Source organism: Maribellus luteus (assembly GCF_003576475.1).
GTDB classification, from domain to species: Bacteria; Bacteroidota; Bacteroidia; order Bacteroidales; family Prolixibacteraceae; genus Draconibacterium; species Draconibacterium luteum.
Window position 1 is genome coordinate 1 of the sequence record NZ_QWGR01000028.1, and the last position, 23,802, is coordinate 23,802.

Below are 23,802 nucleotides of genomic sequence, written 5' to 3' on the forward strand. Positions count from 1 at the left end.
GAGCCGTATGATGGGAGACTATCACGTACGGTTCTGTGAGAGGTTTAGGGGTGTGATTCCCCTTTACCTACTCGACTTATTTTATTCATCGTCTAATTCTTTTATCAGCTAACGCTAAATACTTCAGTCCAGTTTGGTCAAATATATTCTCCGCTCTTTCAATTTGAAGTGCCGAATAGACGGCATGTGCAAAGCCTGGAAGTCCACCAATAATTGCGGCAGTTGTCGAAGCAGTAGCAAGACCTTGATATGCTCCGATTAAACCACAAACGGTTCCAAATAATATATTTTTAAAGTGACTTTCATTCATTTTTGCTGATAATTCGTCTTTTCGTTGAAGTAATTCAGCTAAATGTTGGTGAAATAGAGGACTGTCTTCTGTAATATTAGGGTCAAGTACTATTAGTTCAACACGAGTCCTGAATGCATTAAGTAGGGGCAAATTTTTTTCCTTAAATTTTAAAAGTTTTTTTAAATCAATTTCACTTGGAAAAGGAATAAGATTACTCAAAATAGTTTCTCTCTTTTGTCGTTGTGAGTCAAATGAATTCCTATTGTAAAAAGGTCTAACATAGTCGGTTGTTGGTAATCTATTTGTCTTGGTACTTATAAGCGTTGCCAAAAAGAACATTAAATTATTAGCAGTTTTTTGCTCAACTGAAAACCAACGTCCATCTGTCCTTTCTGCAAGACCTAATTGCTCTAATCCGTAAAATATATCTTTGTCAAATTTGTCTGCATGAACTCTTGCTTTTGAAAATTTATCAATATGTATATTCCCTCTTTGTCCTTGTCTAAAACTATTTTGTGCAGTTATTAACTTTTCTCTATTAGTTTCAATAAGTTTAAGAAATGGTCGTGTTGCTTCCCACGGATTATCTAGAACTTCAATAGGATTAATCGGAGTTACAAGTTCGTTTCTAACAAGTTCAAGCATAAATTCTTCATAATTTCGCTCTGGTTCATAGAAATATTCTTGCGGTACGATTGAACCAATGTTTTCATAATATAACAATGTCCTTAATGCCCAATCAGTCCGAGGAACATTTATGTATGGATAGTAAAGTAAATTATTCATATTCTGTGATTTTAACTTGCCGCTAACGTATGTGTATATGCACTTTTAAAATTCATGCTAAATTTTGCTTTAGAGTTTTGTATTTCAGAGTCATATGCGTTTTTAAATGCTTGTAAGTATTTACAAACAGTTGTAAGTGCTTACAATCACTTGCCAATTTAACTAAAAACTCCTTATCTGACTTAATTACAATCAGTGCTTCTCATCATTATTTTTTGAGAAAAACACAACAGGTAACGGAAACCTGATGGTTGAGATTAAATACTTGCCCAAATAAGCTCGAAGCTCATGGCTAACAGCTTGTAGCTAGTAATTTAAAACATCGGTGCCACCACATGTGCCAGCGATTCCCTTAGTTTATACAAACCCGGGCGTTGCCGCCATTCCCGCAGGTTGACTTCTTTTGAATTTTTCAGATCGTTTAAAAAGTGGCCTTCCAGTTCGGCGTTGAACTCGCTGCTGTACATAAAAGCATTGGCTTCGAAGTTGGTTTCAAAGCTGCGGAAATCGAAGTTGCTGGTTCCGATGGTGGAGAAGCCATGGTCGACCAACATGTATTTACTGTGGACAAAACCGGCCTTAAAAAGATAAATGCGGACACCGGCTTCCAGCAGTTCCTCCACATATGAGAAAGTACACCATTTCGACAGACGGGCATCCGATTTTTCGGGAATGATGATGCGGACGTCCACCTGGCTGAGGGCAGCTGTTTTTAGCGCCATCAGCATTTCGGCGGGCGGCATCAGGTAGGGAGTGACGATGTAAACCCGTTTTTTGGCGTTTATGATGGCGGCAAAAAAAGCCTGGGCAATGCCTTCCCAGTCGTAATCGGGGCCGCCGGCACAAATTTGTATGGGCGTTCCCGGGGCTTCAGTAAATACGGAGAAATATTTCCGACCCACGATGTTTTGCTGAGACACAAAATACCAGTCGGCAGCAAATATAATTTGCAGTGTAGCCACAGCATCGCCTTCAATTTTCAGGTGCATGTCGTACCAGGGGCCGGCTTTTGGGTGGCCTTTCAGGTAATGGTCGGCAATGTTTACACCGCCGATAAACCCGGTTTTCCCGTCGATAACCACAATTTTCCGGTGGTTGCGGTAATTCACTTTCGAGGTTAGCCGGGGAAAGCGAACTTCCAAAAAGGGATAAATCTCGATGCCGTTTTGGCGTAGTTCGCGGTAGAATTTCTTGGGGAGTTCCCAGCTTCCCACATCGTCCACAATAATCCGGACTTCCACTCCTTCGGCGCGTTTTTTCAGCAGCAGTTCCTTGAACCGGGTGCCGATTTCATCGTTGGCAAAAATGTAGTATTCAAGGTGAATGTGGTGCCGGGCACTTTCAATCGCTTCAAAAAGAGCCTGAAATGTATTTTCTCCGTTCACCAGAATTTTGGTGCGGTTTCCGGTGGTAAGCAACGCATACGAGCTGTTCAGCATTAACCGGATTATGTTTTGGTGGTGAGCAACCTCTTTTTGTTGCACGTTTTGTTCAAACTGCCTTAACTGTTGAGTGCTTACGCGGCGCAATTCTTTTAACGCCTTTAGCCCGCGAACCGAAAACATTTTCCGTTTCCGGTATTCCTGACCAAACACCAGGTAAAACAACATTCCTAAAATGGGCAGCAGAATCAAGGCAAGTATCCAGGCCGCCGTTTTGTAAGGCGAGCGCTTTTCGAGAATGATCATAATGGCAACAGGTATGGCCGTGATCACGAATGCTAAATAAAACCATCCGGAGAATTGGTTCCAGTCAAACATTTTTTTTCAAATTAGGATTGATATAAAAGTCTGCATTTTGCTTTATAAAAACAATAATCAGCTTAAATTCGTATTAGAAATTGGCTAAAGGTATTAAAAAATGAAACGAGCATTCTTCGTACTGATAATAATGGCTGCGGTGTTGGCATGCAATACACAGCGTAAGGCGGTGGAAGTGAGTAAAAACAATGTTGAAGTTGCTTCAGAGGATTCGTTGGAATACGATGTGGAAACGTTTGACCAGAGGTTTGAAACCTGGTACCAGCTTCAAAATACACCGTCGAAATACCGTTCGCAAAGCTATTACGAAAACTGGAACCGCCAGTATGTTTCAGAATGGAACGCCCGGTGTGCCCATCCTTCCCGAAACTGGAATTTTGAACCGGTGATTGGTTATGAACCCGGCGAGGATTATGGTTTTGAGTTGAACCACAAGTTGTTCTACTATTTTATGTATGTAGAGAATGTGTTAAAGATAAAGATCGTTGCCAGCGGGCCGAGGATCTATGAACCCTGATCCCGGTTTCTGACCACTTGCAGCAGGTCGTTCCCGATACTTTCTTTTGTTGCATTTCGCAAATCGAACAGCGGAGCCGGAACACCGGCGCCAAAGGTTTTTGCCCCGGTATAAACCTGTGCTTCGTCCCAAAGGTTGTGATCGATAAAACTTTGCAGCAACTGCCGGCCGCCTTCCACAATCAGCGATAAAATATTTTTGCGGTACAACAGGTTTAAAACCTGGAGTGGTACGTTTTTCTGAAAATCAATAAGATGGTATTCCGTGTTTCCCTGAACTTCATTTTTTAGCGCGTTAAAAACCAATGTGGGTGTTGACTGGTCAAAAAGCTTCAGGTTTTGGGAAAGGCGAAGTTCCCGGTCGAGTACCATTCTCAGCGGATTTTTGCCATCGCAATGACGTACGGTGAGCGAAGGATCGTCTTTTTCAGCGGTATGGGTTCCCACCATGATGGCGTCTTCTGCGGCCCGAAGCTGATGCACCCGGAGCAAGGCTTCTTTCCCGGTGATCCAGGTGGGCTCGCCAAAATCAGCGGAGTCGCGGTCCACATCCAAAAAGCCGTCCTGTGTTTGCGCCCATTTCAGAATAATGTAAGGCCTTTGTTTTTGGTGAAAAGTAAAAAACCGTTTGTTCAGTTCGCGGCATTCGTCTCTCAGAACATCGAGTGTAACTTCAATCCCTGCTTTTTTCAGCTTTTCAATTCCTTTTCCGGCCACTTCGGCAAACGGATCGATGGTGCCGATCACCACTTTGGGTATCTTTTTCTCCACGATGAGATCGGAGCAGGGCGGTGTTTTGCCAAAATGCGCACAGGGTTCCAGCGTTACATACAGGGTACTTTCTGTCAAAAGTTCAGGATTTGTAACCGAGCGAACCGCATTGACTTCGGCATGTGCCTCGCCGCAGCGTTCGTGGTATCCTTCGCCAATAATGGTGTTGTTGTGCACAATCACGCAGCCCACCATTGGGTTGGGTGAAACCGAACCGGCTCCCTTTTGCGCCAGTACCAGGCAACGCTGCATGTATTTTTCATCAGTGTTCATTCGGCCGGAAAAATTAACTTTGCAGCACAAAAATAAACAATGCGGACTACTATTCAATACATCGAATCGGAATTGAAGGATTTCTACCCACCGTCGGAAATCAGCGCTTTTGTCCGGCTGATTATGGAATCGGTGTTTGCTTTGTCGTACACCGACATGATTCTTCAAAAAGACCGGGTTTTTCATGCAGAGGAACAGGAAAGCGTAAGGAAAGTCGTTGAGCGCCTGAAAACCTATGAACCGCTTCAGTACATTTTGGGTGAAACCGAATTTTATGGGTTAAAGCTGAAGGTAAATCCGGCGGTGCTGATTCCGCGCCCCGAAACCGAGGAGCTGGTCAACTGGATACTGGAAAGCAGTGTTGCAGAGAATGCGCGGATATTGGATGTCGGGACCGGAAGCGGCTGCATTGCACTGGCCTTAAAAGCAGGTGCTCCCAAAGCCGTTGTTCAGGGAGTGGATATTTCGGACGAGGCTTTGCAAACTGCAAAAGCCAATGCCAGACTGAACAAACTGGAGGTTGAATTCAGTAAAGCCGATATTCTGAATTGGAAGGAATATTCGTGGACGGTTCAGAACGTAATTGTGAGCAATCCACCGTATGTGCGCGAAAGCGAAAAGCTACAGATGGAAGCCAATGTGCTGAAATACGAACCGGAAGGCGCGCTGTTCGTAAGCGATGGCGATGCGCTTGTTTTTTACCGCACGATAGCCGAAATGGCGTTGACCTACCTGGTTCCGGGAGGATATTTGTTTTTCGAAATCAATGAAAACCTGGGGCAGGAAATGATTGAGATGCTTCATTCGATGGGGTTTAGCGAAATTCTGCTGCGAAAAGATATCAACGGCAGAAATCGCATGATGCGTTGCTGTAGGTAAAATTGCCCGAATTGTATTATTTTGGTAGCATGAAAAGACAACGTTTTGCAGCGTTGTACGTTTTAGAGTAATAATCAAAGCCAACTGAAACAATAGGTGCGAAAGACTGTCAGAAATATCGTGTTGTTATTCAACTTCCTGGCTATTCTGGGACTGGTCGGTTCCTATTTATCCGTTTATATTTCGCCCGCTAAATACTGGGTGCCCGCTTTGCTGGGGCTTGCCTATCCGTTTTTATTACTCGGAAACATAGCTTTTGTAGTGTTTTGGCTGGTCTTCAAAAAGAAATTCTTGCTTTTTTCTTTGCTGGTCATGCTGGCCGGATGTGGCTTTATCGGCCGGTTTTACCAATTCAGCGGAAGAAGTTCGGAGAGCAGCGATATCAAGGTTTTGTCGTACAATGTCAGGCACTTTACGGGTGGTGATGATAAAAATACACGGAAGTTAAATGCCGAAGATTTTGTTTCTTTTTTTGACGAACAAAAAGCCGATATTATTTGTCTGCAGGAATCGCGTTTGCGCAAGAACAAAGTTTTTAACCTGGCTGAAACGGTCAGCAAACTCGAAAACATAAAACACTACCAGTTTGCGAGTACCAGTTCCACTTTTGGCTCGGTAACCATGACCCGTTTCCCGATTGTGGATATGGGCGAAATCAGGTTCAAAGACACGCGAAACATCAGTATTTACACCGATGTAAAGGTTGACGAGGATACCATTCGTATTTACAATGTTCATTTACAGTCGTACCACATCGACCGGAATAATTATGCCATGCTGGAGTCGGTGGAAACCGAAGAAGAGCAACGCAAAGAGGCGGCCAAGGTATTACTGAAACAGATGCGCGATGGTTGGAAAATGAGGGCAGTGCAGGTGGAGACCATTCGCAAACACATGGATGAATCGCCATACCGGGTAATTGTTTGCGGAGATTTTAACGACACGCCGGCTTCCTATTCGTATCAAACCTTAAGTGCGGCGTTGGAAGATGCTTTCGTAAGTTCTGGGAAAGGAGTGGGGCGGACTTACGTGGGAGATCTGCCTTCGTTCCGGATCGATTATATTCTTCACAGCCCATCGATGAAAGCCTATAATTTTGAAACCATTGATTTGCCGTATTCCGACCATTTGCCGATAAGCTGCGACCTGGTGATTGAGCATTAGAGGTGTTACGTATTTTGAATGAATTGATGAGTGCGGCTAACTTGCCTTGACAATATCACTTTTTACTTTTGCCTTTATCCTTTTACCTTGTGCCTTGCGCTAGTTCCCTTTCAGTATTTCAATGGCAGCCTGCTTGTCTCTCTGAAGTTGCTGAACCAAGGCATCCACACCCGAAAATTTCTGTTCGTCGCGAATTTTATCGATAAAAATCAGGGTGATCTTTTGTCCGTAAATATCTTCCGAAAAGTCAAAAATATTTACTTCGATGCTCCGGTTGTCGGCATTTTTGTTGAAGGTAGGGCGGGTGCCAATGTTGAGCATTCCTTTGTGTTGCCGGCCCTCAATCTCAACCATTACCGCGTAAACTCCATAACCCGGAATGATCTTGTATTTGTCTGACGCTTCAATGTTGGCGGTAGGGAAACCCAGTTTTCTGCCCAGTTGTTTACCGCCGACAACAGTGCCGTGCAGCGTAAACTCGTGCCCAAAATAATGGTTCGCTTTTCGGATGTCGCCTTCCTGTAGTGCAGCCCTTATTTTGGTCGAACTAATGTTGTCGTGGTCTACCGCCAGCGCGTCCATTTTTAGCACTTTGAAATCGTATTTTTCGGCACACCGTTCCAGGTAATCAAAGCTTCCCTGCCGATCTTTCCCGAATTTGTGGTCGTAGCCCACTACCAAACATTTGGTGCCGATCTGTTCCACCAGTATTTTGCGCACAAACTCGGAATACTCCATGGCGGCAAATTCCTTGCTGAAAGGGTAAATAATCAGGTGATCAATTCCGTATTTCTCAAACAGTTTGGTTTTTTCTTCTTTCGTAGTCAGAAGCCGAAGATTCGACTCGTTGGGCGAAGTAATTACCCGCGGGTGCGGATAGAAAGTAAATACCACGGTTTCTCCGTTTATTTCGCTGGCCAGTTCTTTTACTTTGTCCAGAATAAGTTGATGCCCCTTATGCAAGCCATCAAAAGTACCGATGGTAACCACCGGTTGGCGGGCAGCAAAGTTTTCAAGAGAATGGTAAATCTTCATTTTACAAACCTATTGAAAAATTTTGACGGATGAATGTTTCAGGGGAGATGAGGCGTTAAAACTTCGGCTAAAAATAAATTTACAGGACATCTTTTTACCGGGCAATCTACCTGTTTTTTTGTTCAAATTTCGGTTATTCGATCGATTGTTGCTGAATGACAGTCAGATAGACTGAAAAGTGTAGAGGTTTTAAAATATGTTATTTTCAGTTGCAGGCTGTTTTTACTGTATTCAAAATTATTAATTTTACGACCTTTAAATAATTGGAATGGTAAACAGAATTTTGTTTTTGCTGATAGCAGTTGTAGTAATGTTGGCAAGCTGCTCGAAAAAGGATAATCAATTCACGGTAAGTGGAGTGATCACTCATGCCGAAGGTGATACGATTTATTTGGAAGAAGTGCATACTACCACTGTAAAGACAGCCGATAAAGTGAAGATCAACAAGAACGGCGAGTTTAAATTTAAAGGGACTGCCGGTATTCCCACTTTTTATCTGCTAAAACTTAGTGAGCGGAATTTTATTACACTTTTGGTTGATTCGGCAGAAAACATTGTGGTAAAAGCCGATGCGATCAACTTCTCGCGTGAGTACAATGTAACAGGTTCTCCGGGATCGGAGCAGGTACAAATGCTCGACAGCCACCTGAAGAAAACACTGTACCGGCTCGATTCGCTGGAATCGTTGAGCAACCTTTATAAAGGAAATCCTGACTACGACGATGTACGGCCCAAGTGGGCTTCGCAATACGACAGCATTGTGCAGGCGCAGGTTGATTTTTCCACCAACTTTGTCCGCGAAAATCCATTCTCAATCGCCAGTGTTCTGGCTTTGTACCAGAAATTTCACACCAACGATCCCGGTTATATTATTAACGATCTTCAGGTGATGAAAACGGCGGCTTCGGCCTTAAATGCTGTTTACCCGAAATCGGAACAGGTGCAGGCACTGTACAACAATACCTTGCAATATGTACGGGAACAGCAGGCACAACGCATGCGTAAGTTTATCGAAGAACAGGGCACCAACAGCCCCGACCTGGTTTTACCTGATATGAACGGGAAAGAGGTTTCGCTTGCTTCGTTAAGGGGGAAAGTGGTGTTGCTGCAATTCTGGGCAGCGGTCGACAGAGGGTCGCGCATTCAAAACCCGGTTTTGGCTGAATTGTATGAAAAATACCAGCGAAAAGGGTTTGAAATTTACCAGGTGAGTGTGGACGAAAACCGCGCCGAATGGGTGGATGCCATCGATAAGGATAAAATGAAATGGATCAACGTAGGCGATATGAAAGGAAGTACGACGGCTACCGTTACGTTTAATGTGCCAAGCATTCCGTTTAATTACCTGCTTGATAAAGAAGGCACGGTGGTGGCCAGGAACCTTCAGGGACCTGCGCTCGATAAAGCCATCGGCAACCTGTTAAAATAGAATCACAAAGCTTAAATACCTTGTCTGATAAAGGGTTCATATATTTCGTTTCCGATGTGCATCTCGGGGCTCCGGCTCTGAAAAATAACCGGGAACGTGAGTTGTTATTTGCCCGTTGGCTCGACGAAATCAAAGACAATGTGGCCGAACTGTATCTGATGGGCGATATTTTTGATTTCTGGTACGAGTATAAAAAAGTGGCACCCCGCGGTTTTACCCGCATTCTGGGACGAATTGCCGATCTTACCGACAAAGGAATCCCGGTCCATTTTTTTACCGGAAACCACGATGTGTGGGTGTTTGATTACCTGGCAAAAGAAACGGGCGTGATCGTTCACCGCGAGCAGTTTGTTACGGAAATCCGCGGGAAAAAGTTTTTTCTGGCCCACGGCGATGGCCTTGATGCTTCGGATAAAGGATATTTATTCCTGAAAAAAATATTTACCTCAAAGACCTTGCAATGGATGTTTTCGCGCATACATCCGAACCTGGCTTTTGCGCTGGCACACAAATGGTCTGCTTCCAGTAGGTTATCAAAAAATGATTATGAAGGCGATTTTATGGTAGTTCAGGATGGAATGTATAAATTTGCCGCTGATTTTTTGAAGACGACCCCGGTGGACTATTTTGTAATGGGACACCGCCATCGGCTGGCAAATGAAAAAATGAATGACAACACTCGTTTTGTTTTGCTGGGCGACTGGATTCAAACGTATTCGTACGGGGTTTTTGACGGAGAAAAATTTGAATTGAAAATTTACAAAGGATAGAGCTACGGCTGAGCAGAAGGATTATGGCAAAAGAAAGATATACTCGAATTATTGGTACCGGTAGTTATATTCCGCCCATTATTATCAAGAACAATCATTTTCTGAAGAACGAGTTTTATACTCCGGGCGGACAGAAGATCACCGATAAAACCAACGAAGAAATTATTCAGAAATTTCGGGAGATCACCAATATAGAAGAACGTCGTTACGTGGCTGAAGACCAGGTGACTTCTGATATTGCGGCGCTGGCAATTGAAAATGCCTGTAAATCGGCGGGTATTTCCAAAGAGAGTCTGGAGTTCATTATTGTCTGTCATAACTTTGGAGACATTGTTGAAGGCAATAAACGGATTGATATTCTGCCCGGGCTGGCCAACAAGGTGAAGCAGAAACTTCACATAAAAAATCCAAAAAGTATTTGTCACGATGTTGTTTCCGGTTGTCCGGGTTGGACACAGGGAATGATCATTGCCGATGCCTATATCAAAAGTGGTTTCATGAAACGCGGAGTTGTGGTGGGGGCCGATGTACTGTCACGGGTTTCCGACCCGCACGATCGCGATACTATGATCTATGCCGATGGAGCCGGAGCTACCATTGTTGAGGTGATCGAGAGTGAGGAACCTACCGGCATTGTTTCGCATGCAAGTCGTTCAGATTCTGTTCAGTACGCCAATTTGCTAACCTTTGGTACATCCAGTAATCCGGATTATGAAAGCGACGAGTTTTTCATAAAAATGGCCGGACACAAGCTTTATATTTACGCCATCACCACCGTTCCCGGACTGGTAAAAGAAAGCATTGAAATGGCCGGAATTGAATTGAACGATGTGAAGAAAGTGTTCATTCATCAGGCCAACGAAAAAATGGATGAAGTGATTTTGGCAGGTTTATTCAAACTATACGGGGAAAAAGAAATTCCGGAAGGAATAATGCCGATGAGTATCCGCAAACTGGGGAATTCATCAACTGCTACTGTTCCTACTTTGATCGACATTGTTGCCAAAGGGAAAATGGAAGGCCAGGAAATCAACGAAGGCGATTATACCATTTTTTGTTCGGTAGGTGCCGGAATGAATATCAACTCCATTGTTTACAAATGGTAAGTTGGATTTAAAGTTCAGAGTTAAGTGGAAAAAAGCTTTACTCTGAACTTTAAACTCTGAACACTGAACTTCAAACTACCACCGTATCGGTTGCAGCCCGTTCTGCTGCAAAAAATCGTTTGTTTTGCTAAAATGTTTGTTCCCGAAAAAGCCGCGGCTTGCCGATAATGGCGAAGGATGAACCGAGGTAAGCACGAGGTGTTTGTTTTCGTCAATCAAGCGGCGTTTACTGATCGCATAATTTCCCCACAACAAAAAAACCAGGTGCTCTTTTTGATCGCTGGCGGTTTGAATGGCGGCATCGGTAAATTCTTCCCAGCCTTTTTTCTGATGAGAACCTGCCTGGTGTGCCCGAACCGTTAACGTCGCATTCAGTAATAGTACACCTTGTTGTGCCCAGTCTGTGAGGTTGCCACTTTTGGGAATTTCTTTGCCAACGTCCTCTTTTAGCTCCTTAAAAATATTCCGGAGGCTGGGAGGAAACGGAATGCCATCGTTTACCGAAAAACACAAACCGTGCGCCTGCCCAGGGCCGTGATAGGGATCCTGCCCGAGTATAACCACTTTTAACTGATCGAACGGGCACTCGTCAAAAGCATTGAATATAAGTTTCCCGGGAGGATAGATCCGTTGGGTGTTATACTCTTCTTTAACAAAGCTGATGAGTTGGCTAAAGTATTCTTTTTCGAATTCGGTTTTTAAATGCGCTTTCCAGCCGGCTTCGATTTTTACATCCATAGTAGGTAATTTAAACAGGAACGAAAATAGTAAATTAAGCTGAAATGAACGGAATGCTTACAGAACAACGCGTTTCGTTTCGCAGCGGATGTCTTCTTTTTAAAAGATGCCATCCTTTTTCCATTCCATTCAAAATACACTTAACAATTTTGTACTTTTAGCTTCTAAATACACATTGCATGGAAATCGTTTATTTGTTGGTGGGCCTGGCTGTTGGAGCAGCTGCAGTTTATTTTGTTTTTAATTCGAAACTACAAAAGGCACAGTCGGATGCTGGGAAAAGTTTACTCGAGAAGGAAAGAGAACTTGGAAATCAGAATATCGAGACGGAAAAACAGCGCCTGGTTTGGGAAGAGCGTTACAACTCGCTTAAGTCTGATAGCGATGAATGGAAAAGCGGGCTTGAAAAGATTCGCGAGGAAAATACCGTTTTGGTCGGAAGGCTTGAGAAAGCCAAGGTGGAGTACCTGAATCTGAAAGAAAAACTGGACACGCAGAAAGCCGAACTGGAAGAACTGCAAAAGAAATTTACCACCGAATTTGAAAATATCGCCACCAAAATACTCGAAAAGAACAGCGAGAAATTTACAGCGGCCAATCAAAAAAATATTGGTGAAGTGCTGAATCCGTTAAAGGAAAAAATTCTGTTGTTCGAGAAAAAAGTGGAAGACACTTACCAGAAAGGACTAAAAGATCAGACTGAACTTCGGGCCGAGCTGCTCAAACTTTACGATTTGAACAACAGAATAAGCGAGGAAGCCAACAACCTGACCAAGGCGCTGAAGGGCGATGTGAAAAAGCAGGGAAACTGGGGCGAGGTGGTGCTGGAACGAATTCTGGAACGCTCGGGATTAAACGAAGGCGAGCAGGGCTACCAAAAACAATTCAGCGATACGACAGAAGATGGGAAAAGGATTCAGCCCGATGTGGTAATCAATTTGCCTGACAATAAACACATTATTATTGACTCGAAAGTTTCGCTCATCGCCTACGAACGTGCCGTAAATGCCGAAACCGACGAGCAGCGCCAGAAGTTTGTAAAGGAACACCTGCTGAGTCTGAGAACCCATATTAAGGGATTGAGTGAAAAGCATTATCAAACCGCCAGTAAGTTGAATTCACCCGACTTTGTGTTGTTGTTTATTCCTATTGAAGCTTCGTTTAGTGTAGCTGTTCAGGAAGACCAGGAATTGTTTTCGTATGCCTGGGACCAAAAAGTGGTGATGGTGAGTCCGTCTACCTTGCTGGCAACTTTGCGCACCATTTCCTCCATTTGGCAACAGGAAAACCAAACCCGGAATGCCATTGAAATAGCCCGGCAAAGTGGCGCGCTGTATGATAAATTTGTTGGCTTTGTTTCTGACCTGGATAAATTGGGCAACAACCTGAATACCACCCGGAAAACGTATGACGACGCGATGAGCAAACTAAAAGATGGGCGTGGTAACCTGATTCGCTCGGTTGAAAACATTAGAAAGCTGGGAGCCAAAGCCACCAAAGAATTGCCCCGTACTATGCTCGACGAGTAAAAGAGATACTGTCTTTTTTTTGATTCGGACGGGTTTAAATCCCGTCCGGAGAACTTGTAAGCCGACTAAACGTTGAATCCGACTCGTTTCCCGCGGACTGATTCAATAATGTTTTCCTGTTCGTACACTTTTTGGCCGTTCACAAAGGTGGTAACTACCTTGTTCGAAAATTTGGTGCCATCAAAAGGCGACCAGCCACATTTGTACAATACATTCTCAGGTCCAACGATCCAGCTTTCTTTGGGATCGATCAGTACCAGGTCGGCAAAATACCCTTCGCGTATGTAACCCCGTTTGTCGATCCTGAATAAATCGGCCGGAGCATGGCACATTTTTTCAATCACCTTTTCAACCGATATAAAACCTTTTTTGCTCATTTCGAGTATTGCCACCAGCGAGTGTTGTACCAGTGGACCTCCTGATGGGGCTTTAAAATAGGTGTTTGACTTTTCTTCGAGGGTATGTGGTGCGTGGTCGGTGGCGATCACATCTATTTTGTCGTTAAGCAGTGCTTCCCACAAAGCTTCCTTGTCTTTTACACATTTGATCGACGGATTCCATTTGATGCGGGTTCCGTGATCGATGTAATCGCGTTCGTCGAACCAGAGGTGATGAACACAAACTTCAGCAGTAATATTTTTATCGCTTACATTTCCGCGGTGGAACAAACTCATTTCTTTTGCCGACGACAAGTGTAAGACATGAAGCCGGGTATCAAAATTTGAAGCCAGTTCAACCGCCTTGGATGATGAAATATAGCATGCTTCGTCGCTTCGGATGTGGCAGTGGCGCGAGATCGGAACATTTTCCCCGTAACGGTGGCGTGCCGTTTCAATGTTTCGCTGAATGGTGGCCTCGTCTTCGCAATGAGTGGCAACTAAAGTGGGCGCGTGCCTGAAAATCTCCGACAATGTTTTCTCATCATCTACCAGCATATTTCCGGTGGATGAACCCATAAAAACCTTGATTCCGCAAACTTTTGTCGGGTCGGTTTTTAATACTTCGTCGAGGTTGCTGTTGGTAGCCCCCATGTAAAACGAATAGTTGGCTACCGATACCTGCGCGGCACGGTCGTATTTTTTTTGCAGTTCTTCCTGGGTAACGGTTTGCGGATTGGTATTGGGCATTTCCATGTAGGTGGTTACTCCGCCGGCAACGGCTGCGCGGCTTTCGGTAGCAATCTCTCCTTTGTGGGTTAGCCCGGGCTCGCGGAAATGTACCTGGTCGTCGATCACCCCGGGAATGAGCATCAAGCCTTCTGCATCAATTACTTCCATCTGAGTGGTATCCAAATCACCCGGAATGGCATGCGGAAATATCTTTTCAATGGTTTCTCCACTGATCAGTACATGTCCTTTAAATTTTAACCCTTCGTTTACGATTGTTGCGTTTTTGATGAAAGTCTTCATGTTGCCGGCTTTTTTTTGAGTACAACAAAGTTAGTGATTTGATGTTTGCTTTTTTAGAATTTTCTTATCGAATCGGGGATAGCAGGTAAGTTGAAGGTAGCGAATAACGGCTCGTTCTATTGTTTTGTGTGGCTGCCTGCATTAATCTTCACGGTTCCTTTTGTACCCGATTGATCTTCTTGGTTGCGGGTTGTCGTGTTTTTCAATTAGCTCATCTAAATAGTTAAAAACGAGTTCGATGTTTTTATCTTGATTGGCCAGTTTCTTTTTGATTTCCTCTATTTCGAGCTTTATACTTAAATTGTTGGTCAGCATTTCACGAATCCGTGTGAATATTCGCATGATTTGGATATTCACTTTGATGGCTCGTTTGCTGTTCAAAACACTTGAAAGCATCAAAACTCCATGTTCAGTAAACACATTGGGGAGTTTACGGCGTCCTCCCCAATTTGATGTCGCAAATTGCGACTTCAAGTTTTCAAATTCAACCTCTGACAGTTGAAACATAAAATCTTTCGGAAATCTAGAAATATTTCGTTTTACCTGTTCGTTTAAGCGTCTTGTTTCCACTCCGTACAATTCTGCAAGATCGCTATCTAGCATTACTTTTTGTTCCCTGATCAAATATATTTTAGTCATAATAATTTCATCAGGGAGCATCAAGTCGCTTTTTTGTTGTTCAGGCATTAGCTTTTATTTCGGTACTTATTCTTTTCTTTCGTATTTACGGGTCCAGCTTCTCATTTTCATCTTTAGGACTCCCCATAGTGCTTCGTTGAAAATTCCTCCGCTCATCTTGGAGGTTCCCTCTTTCCGGTCGGTAAAAACGATGGAAACTTCTTTGATCGTAAAGCCAAATTTCCAAGCGGTGAATTTCATTTCAATCTGGAAACCGTAGCCGATAAGTTTGATGGCTTCAAGATCGATGGTTTCGAGCACTTTTCTGCGGTAGCAAACAAAGCCAGCGGTAGTATCGCGAACTTCCATCCCGGTAGCTATGCGCACATACATCGACGCAAAATACGACATAAGCACCCTGCCCAACGGCCAGTTTACTACGTTGATCCCGGTTATATACCGCGAACCAACAGCTACATCGGCGCCTTCTTCAATGGCCGCAAAAAGCCGAAGCAGGTCGTCCGGGTTGTGTGAGAAATCGCAATCCATTTCGCAAATTGCTTCATAATCGCGTTCAAGTGCCCATTTAAAACCTGCAATGTAAGCCGTACCAAGTCCGAGCTTTCCTTTTCGCTCCAGAATATGAAGTTGTCCGTCAAACTCCTTCATTAGGCGCTTTACTATATCAGCAGTTCCATCGGGCGAATTGTCTTCAACAATTAACAAATGAAAAGGCTTTTCCAGCGAGAAGACCTTGCGGATCATCTTTTCCACATTCTCTTTCTCATTATAGGTAGGGATGATAACCAGATTTTTCGACACGGCTTAAATGTTTGAATTAGACAAGCGAATTTACAATAATTTATTGGTTATACATCAGTAGAGGCTCGCAAACCCCTGCAAATATTGTCTGTCCGGAAATAGAAAGAAGAGTGTGAAAAGAAGTCTGATATGATTAGCCTGCCGGGCGACTTTAGGAAACAGAATGAACTTATGCATGTCGGTAAACTGAGTCAGTACCCTGCGGGCCTGCGTGTAAAGATTCGATAAAAAATCATCGGTTTCAGTTACAAATTCAAATGGTAGCATGCTGGTTTTTAGCTGGCGAAGAAATCGTTACTGAGCTCCTGAGTTTAAAAATTGGTGAAAGAAAGTTGGGAACCCCAGCGAAAAAGTATAATATTGGAGTTTGGGATTTTTCGGTAGGTAACAAATTGAATGTATTCCTATTCTTCGACTAGCTAACGATGAGTAGATGAGTTACCGGCAAACTAATACTAGACTAGATGAAATTTATCGAGGTAGATTTGCAAAATAAAGCACACAGTAATGCTGTAATTAAGCTGATTAACGATTACATGCTGGATGAAATGGGGATTGGCGAGATGATGCCGGAAACCCTGGGCCCAAAGATTATTGAAGGTCTGAAGAAACATGTGGCTTATGTTGGTTTTCTTGTGGAAATTGACGGTGAATATGCCGCACTTGCCAACTGCAACCTGAATTTCTCGACGTGGAAAGCTGAGCCGCTTATCAATATTCACGATTTTATTGTGTCGCCGGATTTCCGGAAAAGAGGAGTGGGGCTTTTTCTTTTAAAAGCAATCGAGAATTATGCGCTTGAAAATGGATATTGTCGAATTAACCTGGAAGTTCGCCATGATAACCTCAAAGCACAAAACCTGTATAAAAAAGCCGGATTTAAGGAATGCGATCCTCCCAATTACTTTTGGGAAAGAAAAGTATAGCATCAAAAGCTTTTGATGAGTCTAACCCTGAAAAGGTATAAATGCAACATGCCTGAACTAAACCTACTATTTGGAACCAATAAAAACAGTTTTAAGAAACTTTTTAATAGCTACTACCAACCACTTTGTCATTTGGGACGCCATTACCTGGGCGACGAAGACGAGGCAAAAACGGTTGTTCAGGAGGCCTTTGTTAAATTGTGGGAAGTAAGGCATGAGTTAGAATCCGGTTCAAACATTCAAAACTATTTGTTTACATTGGTAAAAAACAATTGTCTGAATATTCTGAAACGCAGACAAATTCTTTTAAAGCACCATGAAAAAATCCAGGAAAAAGAACTACGGTATCAATACGAAAGTTTAAACCGAATTTCTGACGATTACCTGGAGTTTAAAGAACTCAAAGAAAAAATTGATGCCGCCATAAAAAATCTTCCGGAACATCTTCGTGTCGTTTTTGAATTGAGTAGGTTTAAAGATATGAAAAACCGAGAGATTGCCCTGGAACTTGAAATATCTCAAAAAACAGTGGAAGCCAGAATGACGAAAGCACTGAAGATCCTTCGGGAAGAATTAAAAGACTACCTTCCATTGATAATGATTCTTCCAAATTTTCTGGACTAGGTTTCACTCAATTTTTCTTTTTACATAATATTTTCATTTTTTCGATAGGGTATTCCATCCTTTGTTTGTTCATTATTAAACGCGTGTTGAATGAACGAAAATTTGTTATTGCATATTCTTACCAATGAAGCCAGTGATGAGGAGAAGGAAGAATTCTACCGGCAGTTGGAGAATAATCAGAAGGAAGAAGAGCTGTTTTTAGAGTTGAAGAGTCTGTGGTTGCGTGCTTCGATGGATGAAACGGCGGTGAACCTGGATCAGGATTTCGACGATTTGTGGCAGAAAATAAAAGAAGAAAGGCAAGTCCACACATTGACTTTCGCCCGAAGAATGTTAAAGTATGCAGCCGTTCTTCTGTTTGTTCTTGGTATAGGCGGTACGGCCGGTTACTATATTTCCCAACAAAACTTTGAGTATCCCGAAACCGGTTTTCAAAAATATACAGCAATGCGCGGGAGTGTTAGCGTTGTTGAGTTTCCCGATGGTACAAAAGTATGGCTGAACTCCGAATCGGAACTGTTGTACAGGGAAGATCATAAAGCCAATCAACGCCTCGCTCAATTGTCGGGGGAAGCCTATTTCGAAGTTACCCACCGCGATGATTGCCCCTTAATTGTTGAAGTCGGCGACATCCTGGTTCGCGACCTGGGCACTACTTTTAATATCAAAGCTTATCCGGAAGACAATTACATCGAAACTTCGCTGGTGGAAGGAAAAGCAGATATTTTAACGGTGGCCGGTAATCCCATCGTTGAACTGGAGCCTGGCGAAAGTGCCATGTATCATTCTACGGAGAAAAGGATGGAGCTTCGTTCGATTACAGATAATGTTTTGTCGGCATGGAGAGAGGGCAAATTTGTAATTCGGGATCAGCGCCTGGAGGATATTTTTAAAGAACTCAGCCGCTGGTACGGGATTGAATTTCAGTTTGAAAACAATGAGCTCAGGGATTACCGGTTTACCGGAAATATAAAGAAGACCACCAGCGCATTGCATGTGCTGAAAATGTTAAAAGCAACCACCGATTTTAATTACCGGGTCATTGAGAATGTAGATAAACCCGATACAGTAATAGTTTATTAGTTAGAAAAATTAATTAGCCTACGAACTTAAATCTGAAAGCCTATGAAGTAACCTGATCAACTAAATCAAAAAACCGGGATGCTGACAACATCCCGGCTTACTCTTTTTGAAATACCGGCTGAGGTAATTTGCGGTTACCTCAACCAAATTATTAACAAGTAATCAAACAAAACTATGAAGAAAAAACGATTTTTCCGAGGATGCGAATATCCTGGATTAATGAAATTAGTGGTAACAATGAAACTAACAACCTTACTTCTTTTCCTTTCCATGGTAACAATGGCAACAGGAAGCTACTCGCAAAATACTCGCTTTAGCTTAAATGTAAAGGATGCCACTATTCTGCAGGTCTTAGAGGAAATAGAAAGGCAGACCGAATTTGGGTTTTTATTTAAAACCGATCAACTCGACATGGAGGATAGGTATACTGTCAATCTTAAAGAAGCCAAGATCGAGAATGTGATGAATGAAGTTCTTGATAATGAGCACTATTCTTACCGGGTAATGGATCGTATCATTGTAATTTCGAAGAAGGATGCAAATCCTGATGATATGATGGATCAGAATAACGAAAAGGTGTCGGGCAAAGTCAGCGACTCGTCTGGTTTGCCACTGCCCGGAGTAACAGTTGTTGTTAAAGGAACTACGGCAGGAACTGTTACGGATGCAGATGGAAAGTATTCGTTGAGCAATATCCCTGAAGGAGCTACGCTGGTATTTTCGTTTGTGGGGATGCAAACCCAGGAAGTTGTTGTGGGGAGTCAGACAAGTATACATGTAAGAATGGAGGACGAGTCGATTGGATTAGAAGAAGTTGTGGCAATTGGTTATGGCGTTCAGCGGAAAGTTAGTATTACCAACGCGGTAAGCAGTATCGATGCAGAAGAGCTTTCTGAGCGTACTTCAACAAACATTAATCAGGCTTTGCAAGGCAGACTTTCAGGCGTAACAATCATTGATCGGGGAGGGGCCCCCGGAAATGAAAATCTTACCACCCGGATCAGGGGAATAACTTCATTAAATGATAATACGCCTTTGGTATTAATAGATGGAGTTCCTGGAAACCTGTCTCAGGTGAATCCGGTTGATATCGAATCTGTTTCGGTTTTAAAAGATGCTGCCTCTGCTGCAATTTATGGATCACGTGCTGCTGCCGGTGTTATTCTGATAACAACAAAAGCTCCCACTGGAGGCAAGTTATCAGTTACCTATAATGGCTACTTCGGAATTGCCCGCACAAACAACAATGCAGAACACATGGACGCTGTAACATACATGAAACAGCAAAATGCTGCTTACATGAATACATATGGTTATGAGTTCTATACAGATGATTATATCCAGCAATGGCCGAAAAACCACGCCGGTAATCCTGAACAATATCCCCTGCCCAATACCTGGCAGGAAGCAATGTTTGATTTGGCCCCCCAACATAGCCATACACTTACTTTAAGCGGTGGAAATGAAAAAATAACAAACCGGATATCGTACAGGTACCTTGACGAAAAAGCTATTCTTCCAACCTATAAATTTAATCTCTCGGAATTGAGGGCAAGAACTGAATTCAAATTGAACAAGAAACTGACAATCAGTTCAAATATTAATATTCGTCTCAGCGAACGCAGTGCACCCATTGACGAGTGGTCGTCTTTTGTTCGCATATGGCAAGGCAGCCAGTGGGGAGTTCCTTACTACAAGGATGGCTCGTACGGCTTATCTGTAGATAGTTTTAGTCCGCTTATTTTTTCGAAGGAAATGGGATCACGAAAATATAATAAAACCTATGCGATCGGAATTTTCAGCGGAGTATACCAGTTTTCGGATGCCCTAAAGTTTAGTGCGCAATACTCTACCCAACATCATTTTAACAATACGATGGCTTTTGTCAATAAATATGATTTTACCGACGAATTGCATCCAGAAAGAAGGACATTTAATACTTTGAACAGGATGACAGATAACAGAGGTCAATCGCGGGAAGATGGGATCGACTTTCAGATGACTTATAGCAATACATTCAAAAAGCATACAGTAAGTGGTATCGCAGGTTATTCAGAGATCCATTATGAAGATGATTATGTACAGGGATACCGCCAAAGCTTTTATAATAACGAACTTCAAACTCTTTCTATGGGAGCCAATGATGCAACACAGTCTGCTACCGGTGGAAACTCAGAATGGGGCTTGCGTTCATATTTTTCACGTGTAAACTATGAATACGATGGTAAGTACCTTTTTGAAGCAAATGCCAGGTACGACGGTTCTTCCCGGTTTGCGGAAGGACACCGCTATGGTTTTTTCCCTTCTTTCTCTGCAGGATGGCGCATTTCCAGCGAGAGTTTTTGGAAATCACTGAAAGAAGCAGTCAACGAATTAAAACTTAGAGGTTCGTGGGGTGAAGTTGGAAGCCAGCAGGTTGGACTTTACTCTTTCATGAAAACGTATAACCAACGGAATTATATTTTTAATGATGGAGTGGCAACAGGCTATCGGCAAACGAACTTAGCCAGCGAGGATATTTCATGGGAAACCACGACTCAGTTAAACATCGGGCTGGATGCCTATTTCTTGAACAACAAAGTCAATTTCTCGATAGACTATTACAACAAAAGAACTGAAGATATTTTACTTTTGGTACCCATTCCTTCTATTATAGGACTTGAACCGACCAACCAGAATGCAGGAGTTGTGGAAAACAAGGGGCTTGAATTTGTTTTGGGAGGTCGCCAGTCTGTTGGAGATTACAAGTTTGAACTAAACTTCAACCTGAATTACAATCAAAACAAAGTGATAGATCTTGCTGGTACAGGCCCTCATATCTCGGCTCACGGGAACAGTGATTACAGGATAATCACCACAGAAGGAAAACCTATTAATTCGTATTATGGATTTGAAACAGATGGCTTCTTCCAAACACCGGAGGAAGTTGCAAACTATGCCCAATGGGACGGTTCGGTAGGTCCTGGCGATATTAAATATGTAGACCAGAATAACGACGGAGAACTCACTCCGAAAGACTATGTGATATTTGGCAACGAGATGCCTGACTGGACTTTTTCTTCCACAATGTCTGTTTCGTGGAAAAAGCTGAAACTGGATCTGTTTTGGCAAGGAGTCGCAGGATCAGACAAACTGATGACCGGCTCTGTACTGGAACATGGAATATGGGGAGGTTTTACCCATAAAATATGGGAAGATTACTGGACTCCTGAAAATAGGGATGCCAAATTCCCCAGACCAACCAAATACACCATGAAAAATGCCCAGATTTCCGATTTCTCGATGATCAATGGAAGTTACCTGCGCTTAAAAAATATTCGATTATCGTATGACATTCCCCAAAAATTCTGCAATAAATTAAATATAAGTGGAATCAATGTGTACCTATCGGCAACCAACCTGCTGACTTTTGCTGAATTAAACAAATACCATATCGACCCTGAAATGGAAGGTCGGGATCAGGAATATATATATCCGCAAACTTCTGTTACAACAATAGGGCTTAATGTAAACTTTTAAAATACAAAGAGAATGAAAGCTTATAAAATAATATATTTCAGTTTTATGGTATTGTTATTTGCGTCGTGCAACGAAGATTTGTTAAATACAATACCCAAAGACAGATTGGCCAGTGAATTGTTCTGGCAAACCGAGCAAGATGCTATTTATGCCTCAAACGGAATCTATGCGGTTCTTGGCGATCAGGGAAGATACTCTTCAATGGATGCATACACAGATATTGCACACTTCATTTTACAATGGAGAGCTGAATCGGAAGTGGAGAAACACACGTTTAGTTCCAGTAATAATATAATTGCCAGTGAATGGAGTTACTATTACAACATTATTCAGGCTTCCAGTTCTTTCCTCGAAAATGTAGACCAAGTAAAAGAAATGAACGATGTATTAAGGAAACGGTTAAAAGCCGAAGCCAAAACACTACGTGCCTTCGCCTACATCAACCTTGTGATGCTTTATGGTGATGTGCCCTTGGTGACAAAAAGTTTAACCGTGGCAGAAGCTAAATCAATTAGCCAAACCTCTGCAAGCAGTATTTGGGATTTTATTGCAGAAGAACTAACATCCGCTTCAGCCGATTTGCCAACAGTGCAAGAGGAAAAGGGCCGGGTTACAAAAGGTATCGCTCTTGGATTAAAAGCCAGGGCTATGTTGTATGCCGGAAGATATCAGGATGCTAAAACTGCCGCTAAATCTGTGATGGATCTTGGTATATACCAGATTCATGATTCATATGCTGAATTATTTGATTACGCAGGAGAGGAATCTTCCGAGATCATATTCGCCCGACAATATGCACAGAATCTCAATGCACATTCTATTTTTAGATTTTTCACGGCAAACAGTTTGTATACCCAGTCATGCCAAGTGGTTCCGACTAAACCGCTGGTCGATGCCTATCTAATGAAGTCAACCGGCTTGCCTATTGAAGACCCCGCCAGTGGATTCGACCCGTATAACCCATACATTGACAGAGATCCTCGATTGTATTATACTGTTTATATTAACGGGGATGTGTTGGCCAACGGCGAAGTGTTGAACAGCCTACCCGGAAGTGGTACCGGAGACGACATTACCATTTCTGCAGAGAATGTAACACCCACTGGCTGGTATTTCAAAAAATATGTTAGCAACGCTGATTACAATAATCCTTGGAATTGCGGGATTAACCTGATTTATTTACGCTATGCCGAAATCTTGCTGACTTACGCTGAAGCATGTGTTGAGCTGGGCGAGAATGAAATTAACCAGTCGGTATTAAACGCACTGAATGAAATAAGGAATCGCACTGATGTGAATATGCCCAACGTAACAACCCTGAATCAGACGGAACTGAGAAGAATCATCCGGCGGGAAAGATTAGTTGAACTGGCAATGGAAGGACACCGTTTGTACGATATACGGAGATGGCGCATCGGAGAAGAGGTTATTCCTGGAACAATTAAAGGAATGACCTATGAAGATCCTCAAAATCCGGGGACGCTAGTGACAGCGGGACTTTCCGGTTACGTTAAGGAATTTAAACCAGACCGGCATTATCTATGGCCCATTCCGTTTAGGGAGCTGGATTTGAATAAAAATCTCACACAAAACACAGGATTTTAGAAGACCAGAGACTAGACTGGTTTTGCTGAAATAGTGATTTGTATAAAGAAATCATTTGATAATTATCACGACACTGGTGTCCGGGGAAGATCTTTTCAGACCCCATGTTTAGACTTCACCTCTCAGTTTTCTCCCGGGCATCAGTGAT

The 23,802-nt window shown here is 42.8% G+C and carries 20 protein-coding genes; 12 read left to right on the forward strand and 8 right to left on the reverse strand.

Translation table 11 applies throughout. From position 1 onward, the window contains the following. Positions 1-85: 85 nt before the first annotated feature. Both D1614_RS23275 and cls read right to left on the reverse strand, forming a co-directional pair. A complete protein-coding gene (locus D1614_RS23275) occupies positions 86-1,078 on the reverse strand; it encodes a kinase (RefSeq protein ID WP_119440403.1) in 993 nt (330 codons plus the stop codon). A gap of 314 nt (positions 1,079-1,392) precedes the next feature. After that, positions 1,393-2,838 (reverse strand): cardiolipin synthase, encoded by a 1,446-nt coding sequence (gene cls / locus D1614_RS23280; protein WP_119440404.1) that lies wholly within the window; start codon positions 2,836-2,838, stop codon positions 1,393-1,395. Positions 2,839-2,938: 100 nt separating this feature from the next. On the opposite strand from cls, the gene D1614_RS23285 reads away from it, so the two are divergent. Then, positions 2,939-3,355: a DUF6146 family protein gene (locus D1614_RS23285; RefSeq protein ID WP_147384362.1), complete on the forward strand. Its 417-nt coding sequence runs from the start codon at positions 2,939-2,941 to the stop codon at positions 3,353-3,355. Here the strand turns inward: D1614_RS23285 and ribD are convergent. Then, positions 3,343-4,398 (reverse strand): bifunctional diaminohydroxyphosphoribosylaminopyrimidine deaminase/5-amino-6-(5-phosphoribosylamino)uracil reductase RibD, encoded by a 1,056-nt coding sequence (gene ribD, locus D1614_RS23290; RefSeq protein WP_119440406.1) that lies wholly within the window; start codon positions 4,396-4,398, stop codon positions 3,343-3,345. The genes D1614_RS23285 and ribD overlap by 13 nt on opposite strands. Before the next feature lie 39 nt (positions 4,399-4,437). Here ribD and prmC point away from each other — a divergent pair, with 39 nt between their 5' ends. Next, complete coding sequence (gene prmC, locus D1614_RS23295; RefSeq protein WP_119440407.1) at positions 4,438-5,277, forward strand: peptide chain release factor N(5)-glutamine methyltransferase; 840 nt, start codon at positions 4,438-4,440, stop codon at positions 5,275-5,277. 96 nt (positions 5,278-5,373) lie between these two features. Continuing rightward, positions 5,374-6,441: an endonuclease/exonuclease/phosphatase family protein gene (locus tag D1614_RS23300; protein ID WP_147384363.1), complete on the forward strand. Its 1,068-nt coding sequence runs from the start codon at positions 5,374-5,376 to the stop codon at positions 6,439-6,441. A 99-nt stretch (positions 6,442-6,540) separates the two neighbouring features. Here D1614_RS23300 and D1614_RS23305 read toward each other — a convergent pair whose 3' ends face one another. Then, the gene (locus tag D1614_RS23305) at positions 6,541-7,476 is read right to left on the reverse strand and encodes a bifunctional riboflavin kinase/FAD synthetase (protein WP_119440409.1); all 936 of its coding nucleotides are present in this window, start codon (positions 7,474-7,476) and stop codon (positions 6,541-6,543) included. 268 nt (positions 7,477-7,744) lie between these two features. On the opposite strand from D1614_RS23305, the gene D1614_RS23310 reads away from it, so the two are divergent. Genes D1614_RS23310 through D1614_RS23320 form a run of 3 tightly spaced genes read left to right on the forward strand, consistent with a single transcriptional unit; the run spans position 7,745 to position 10,781 of the window. Further along, positions 7,745-8,905: a TlpA disulfide reductase family protein gene (locus D1614_RS23310; protein ID WP_119440410.1), complete on the forward strand. Its 1,161-nt coding sequence runs from the start codon at positions 7,745-7,747 to the stop codon at positions 8,903-8,905. A gap of 20 nt (positions 8,906-8,925) precedes the next feature. Continuing rightward, a complete protein-coding gene (locus D1614_RS23315; RefSeq protein ID WP_119440411.1) occupies positions 8,926-9,675 on the forward strand; it encodes a UDP-2,3-diacylglucosamine diphosphatase in 750 nt (249 codons plus the stop codon). Between the two features lie 23 nt (positions 9,676-9,698). After that, a complete protein-coding gene (locus D1614_RS23320; protein ID WP_119440412.1) occupies positions 9,699-10,781 on the forward strand; it encodes a 3-oxoacyl-ACP synthase III family protein in 1,083 nt (360 codons plus the stop codon). A gap of 75 nt (positions 10,782-10,856) precedes the next feature. Here the strand turns inward: D1614_RS23320 and D1614_RS23325 are convergent, their stop codons facing one another. After that, the gene (locus D1614_RS23325; protein ID WP_119440413.1) at positions 10,857-11,519 is read right to left on the reverse strand and encodes a uracil-DNA glycosylase; all 663 of its coding nucleotides are present in this window, start codon (positions 11,517-11,519) and stop codon (positions 10,857-10,859) included. 179 nt (positions 11,520-11,698) lie between these two features. Here D1614_RS23325 and D1614_RS23330 point away from each other — a divergent pair, with 179 nt between their 5' ends. After that, on the forward strand, positions 11,699-13,048 hold the full coding sequence (locus D1614_RS23330; RefSeq protein WP_119440414.1) for a DNA recombination protein RmuC: 1,350 nt from the start codon (positions 11,699-11,701) through the stop codon (positions 13,046-13,048). 65 nt (positions 13,049-13,113) lie between these two features. Here D1614_RS23330 and D1614_RS23335 read toward each other — a convergent pair whose 3' ends face one another. The 3 genes from D1614_RS23335 to D1614_RS23345 form a co-directional block, all read right to left on the reverse strand. Further along, positions 13,114-14,457 carry a dihydroorotase gene (locus D1614_RS23335; RefSeq protein WP_119440415.1) on the reverse strand — a complete coding sequence of 448 codons (1,344 nt, stop codon included), beginning with the start codon at positions 14,455-14,457 and terminating at the stop codon, positions 13,114-13,116. A gap of 141 nt (positions 14,458-14,598) precedes the next feature. Further along, the gene (locus D1614_RS23340) at positions 14,599-15,144 is read right to left on the reverse strand and encodes an ORF6N domain-containing protein (protein WP_119440416.1); all 546 of its coding nucleotides are present in this window, start codon (positions 15,142-15,144) and stop codon (positions 14,599-14,601) included. Positions 15,145-15,162: 18 nt separating this feature from the next. Beyond that, the gene (locus D1614_RS23345; protein WP_119440417.1) at positions 15,163-15,897 is read right to left on the reverse strand and encodes a polyprenol monophosphomannose synthase; all 735 of its coding nucleotides are present in this window, start codon (positions 15,895-15,897) and stop codon (positions 15,163-15,165) included. A 464-nt stretch (positions 15,898-16,361) separates the two neighbouring features. Here D1614_RS23345 and D1614_RS23355 point away from each other — a divergent pair, with 464 nt between their 5' ends. The 5 genes from D1614_RS23355 to D1614_RS23375 all read left to right on the forward strand — a co-directional run bounded on the left by D1614_RS23355 (position 16,362) and on the right by D1614_RS23375 (position 23,654). Next, a complete protein-coding gene (locus D1614_RS23355; protein ID WP_119440419.1) occupies positions 16,362-16,823 on the forward strand; it encodes a GNAT family N-acetyltransferase in 462 nt (153 codons plus the stop codon). A gap of 15 nt (positions 16,824-16,838) precedes the next feature. After that, complete coding sequence (locus D1614_RS23360) at positions 16,839-17,447, forward strand: RNA polymerase sigma-70 factor (protein WP_119440420.1); 609 nt, start codon at positions 16,839-16,841, stop codon at positions 17,445-17,447. 90 nt (positions 17,448-17,537) lie between these two features. Beyond that, a complete protein-coding gene (locus tag D1614_RS23365; protein ID WP_119440421.1) occupies positions 17,538-18,530 on the forward strand; it encodes a FecR family protein in 993 nt (330 codons plus the stop codon). A gap of 237 nt (positions 18,531-18,767) precedes the next feature. Then, the gene (locus tag D1614_RS23370) at positions 18,768-22,049 is read left to right on the forward strand and encodes a TonB-dependent receptor (RefSeq protein WP_162304616.1); all 3,282 of its coding nucleotides are present in this window, start codon (positions 18,768-18,770) and stop codon (positions 22,047-22,049) included. Positions 22,050-22,061: 12 nt separating this feature from the next. Continuing rightward, on the forward strand, positions 22,062-23,654 hold the full coding sequence (locus D1614_RS23375; RefSeq protein ID WP_119440423.1) for a RagB/SusD family nutrient uptake outer membrane protein: 1,593 nt from the start codon (positions 22,062-22,064) through the stop codon (positions 23,652-23,654). The last annotated feature ends 148 nt before the right edge of the window (positions 23,655-23,802 follow it).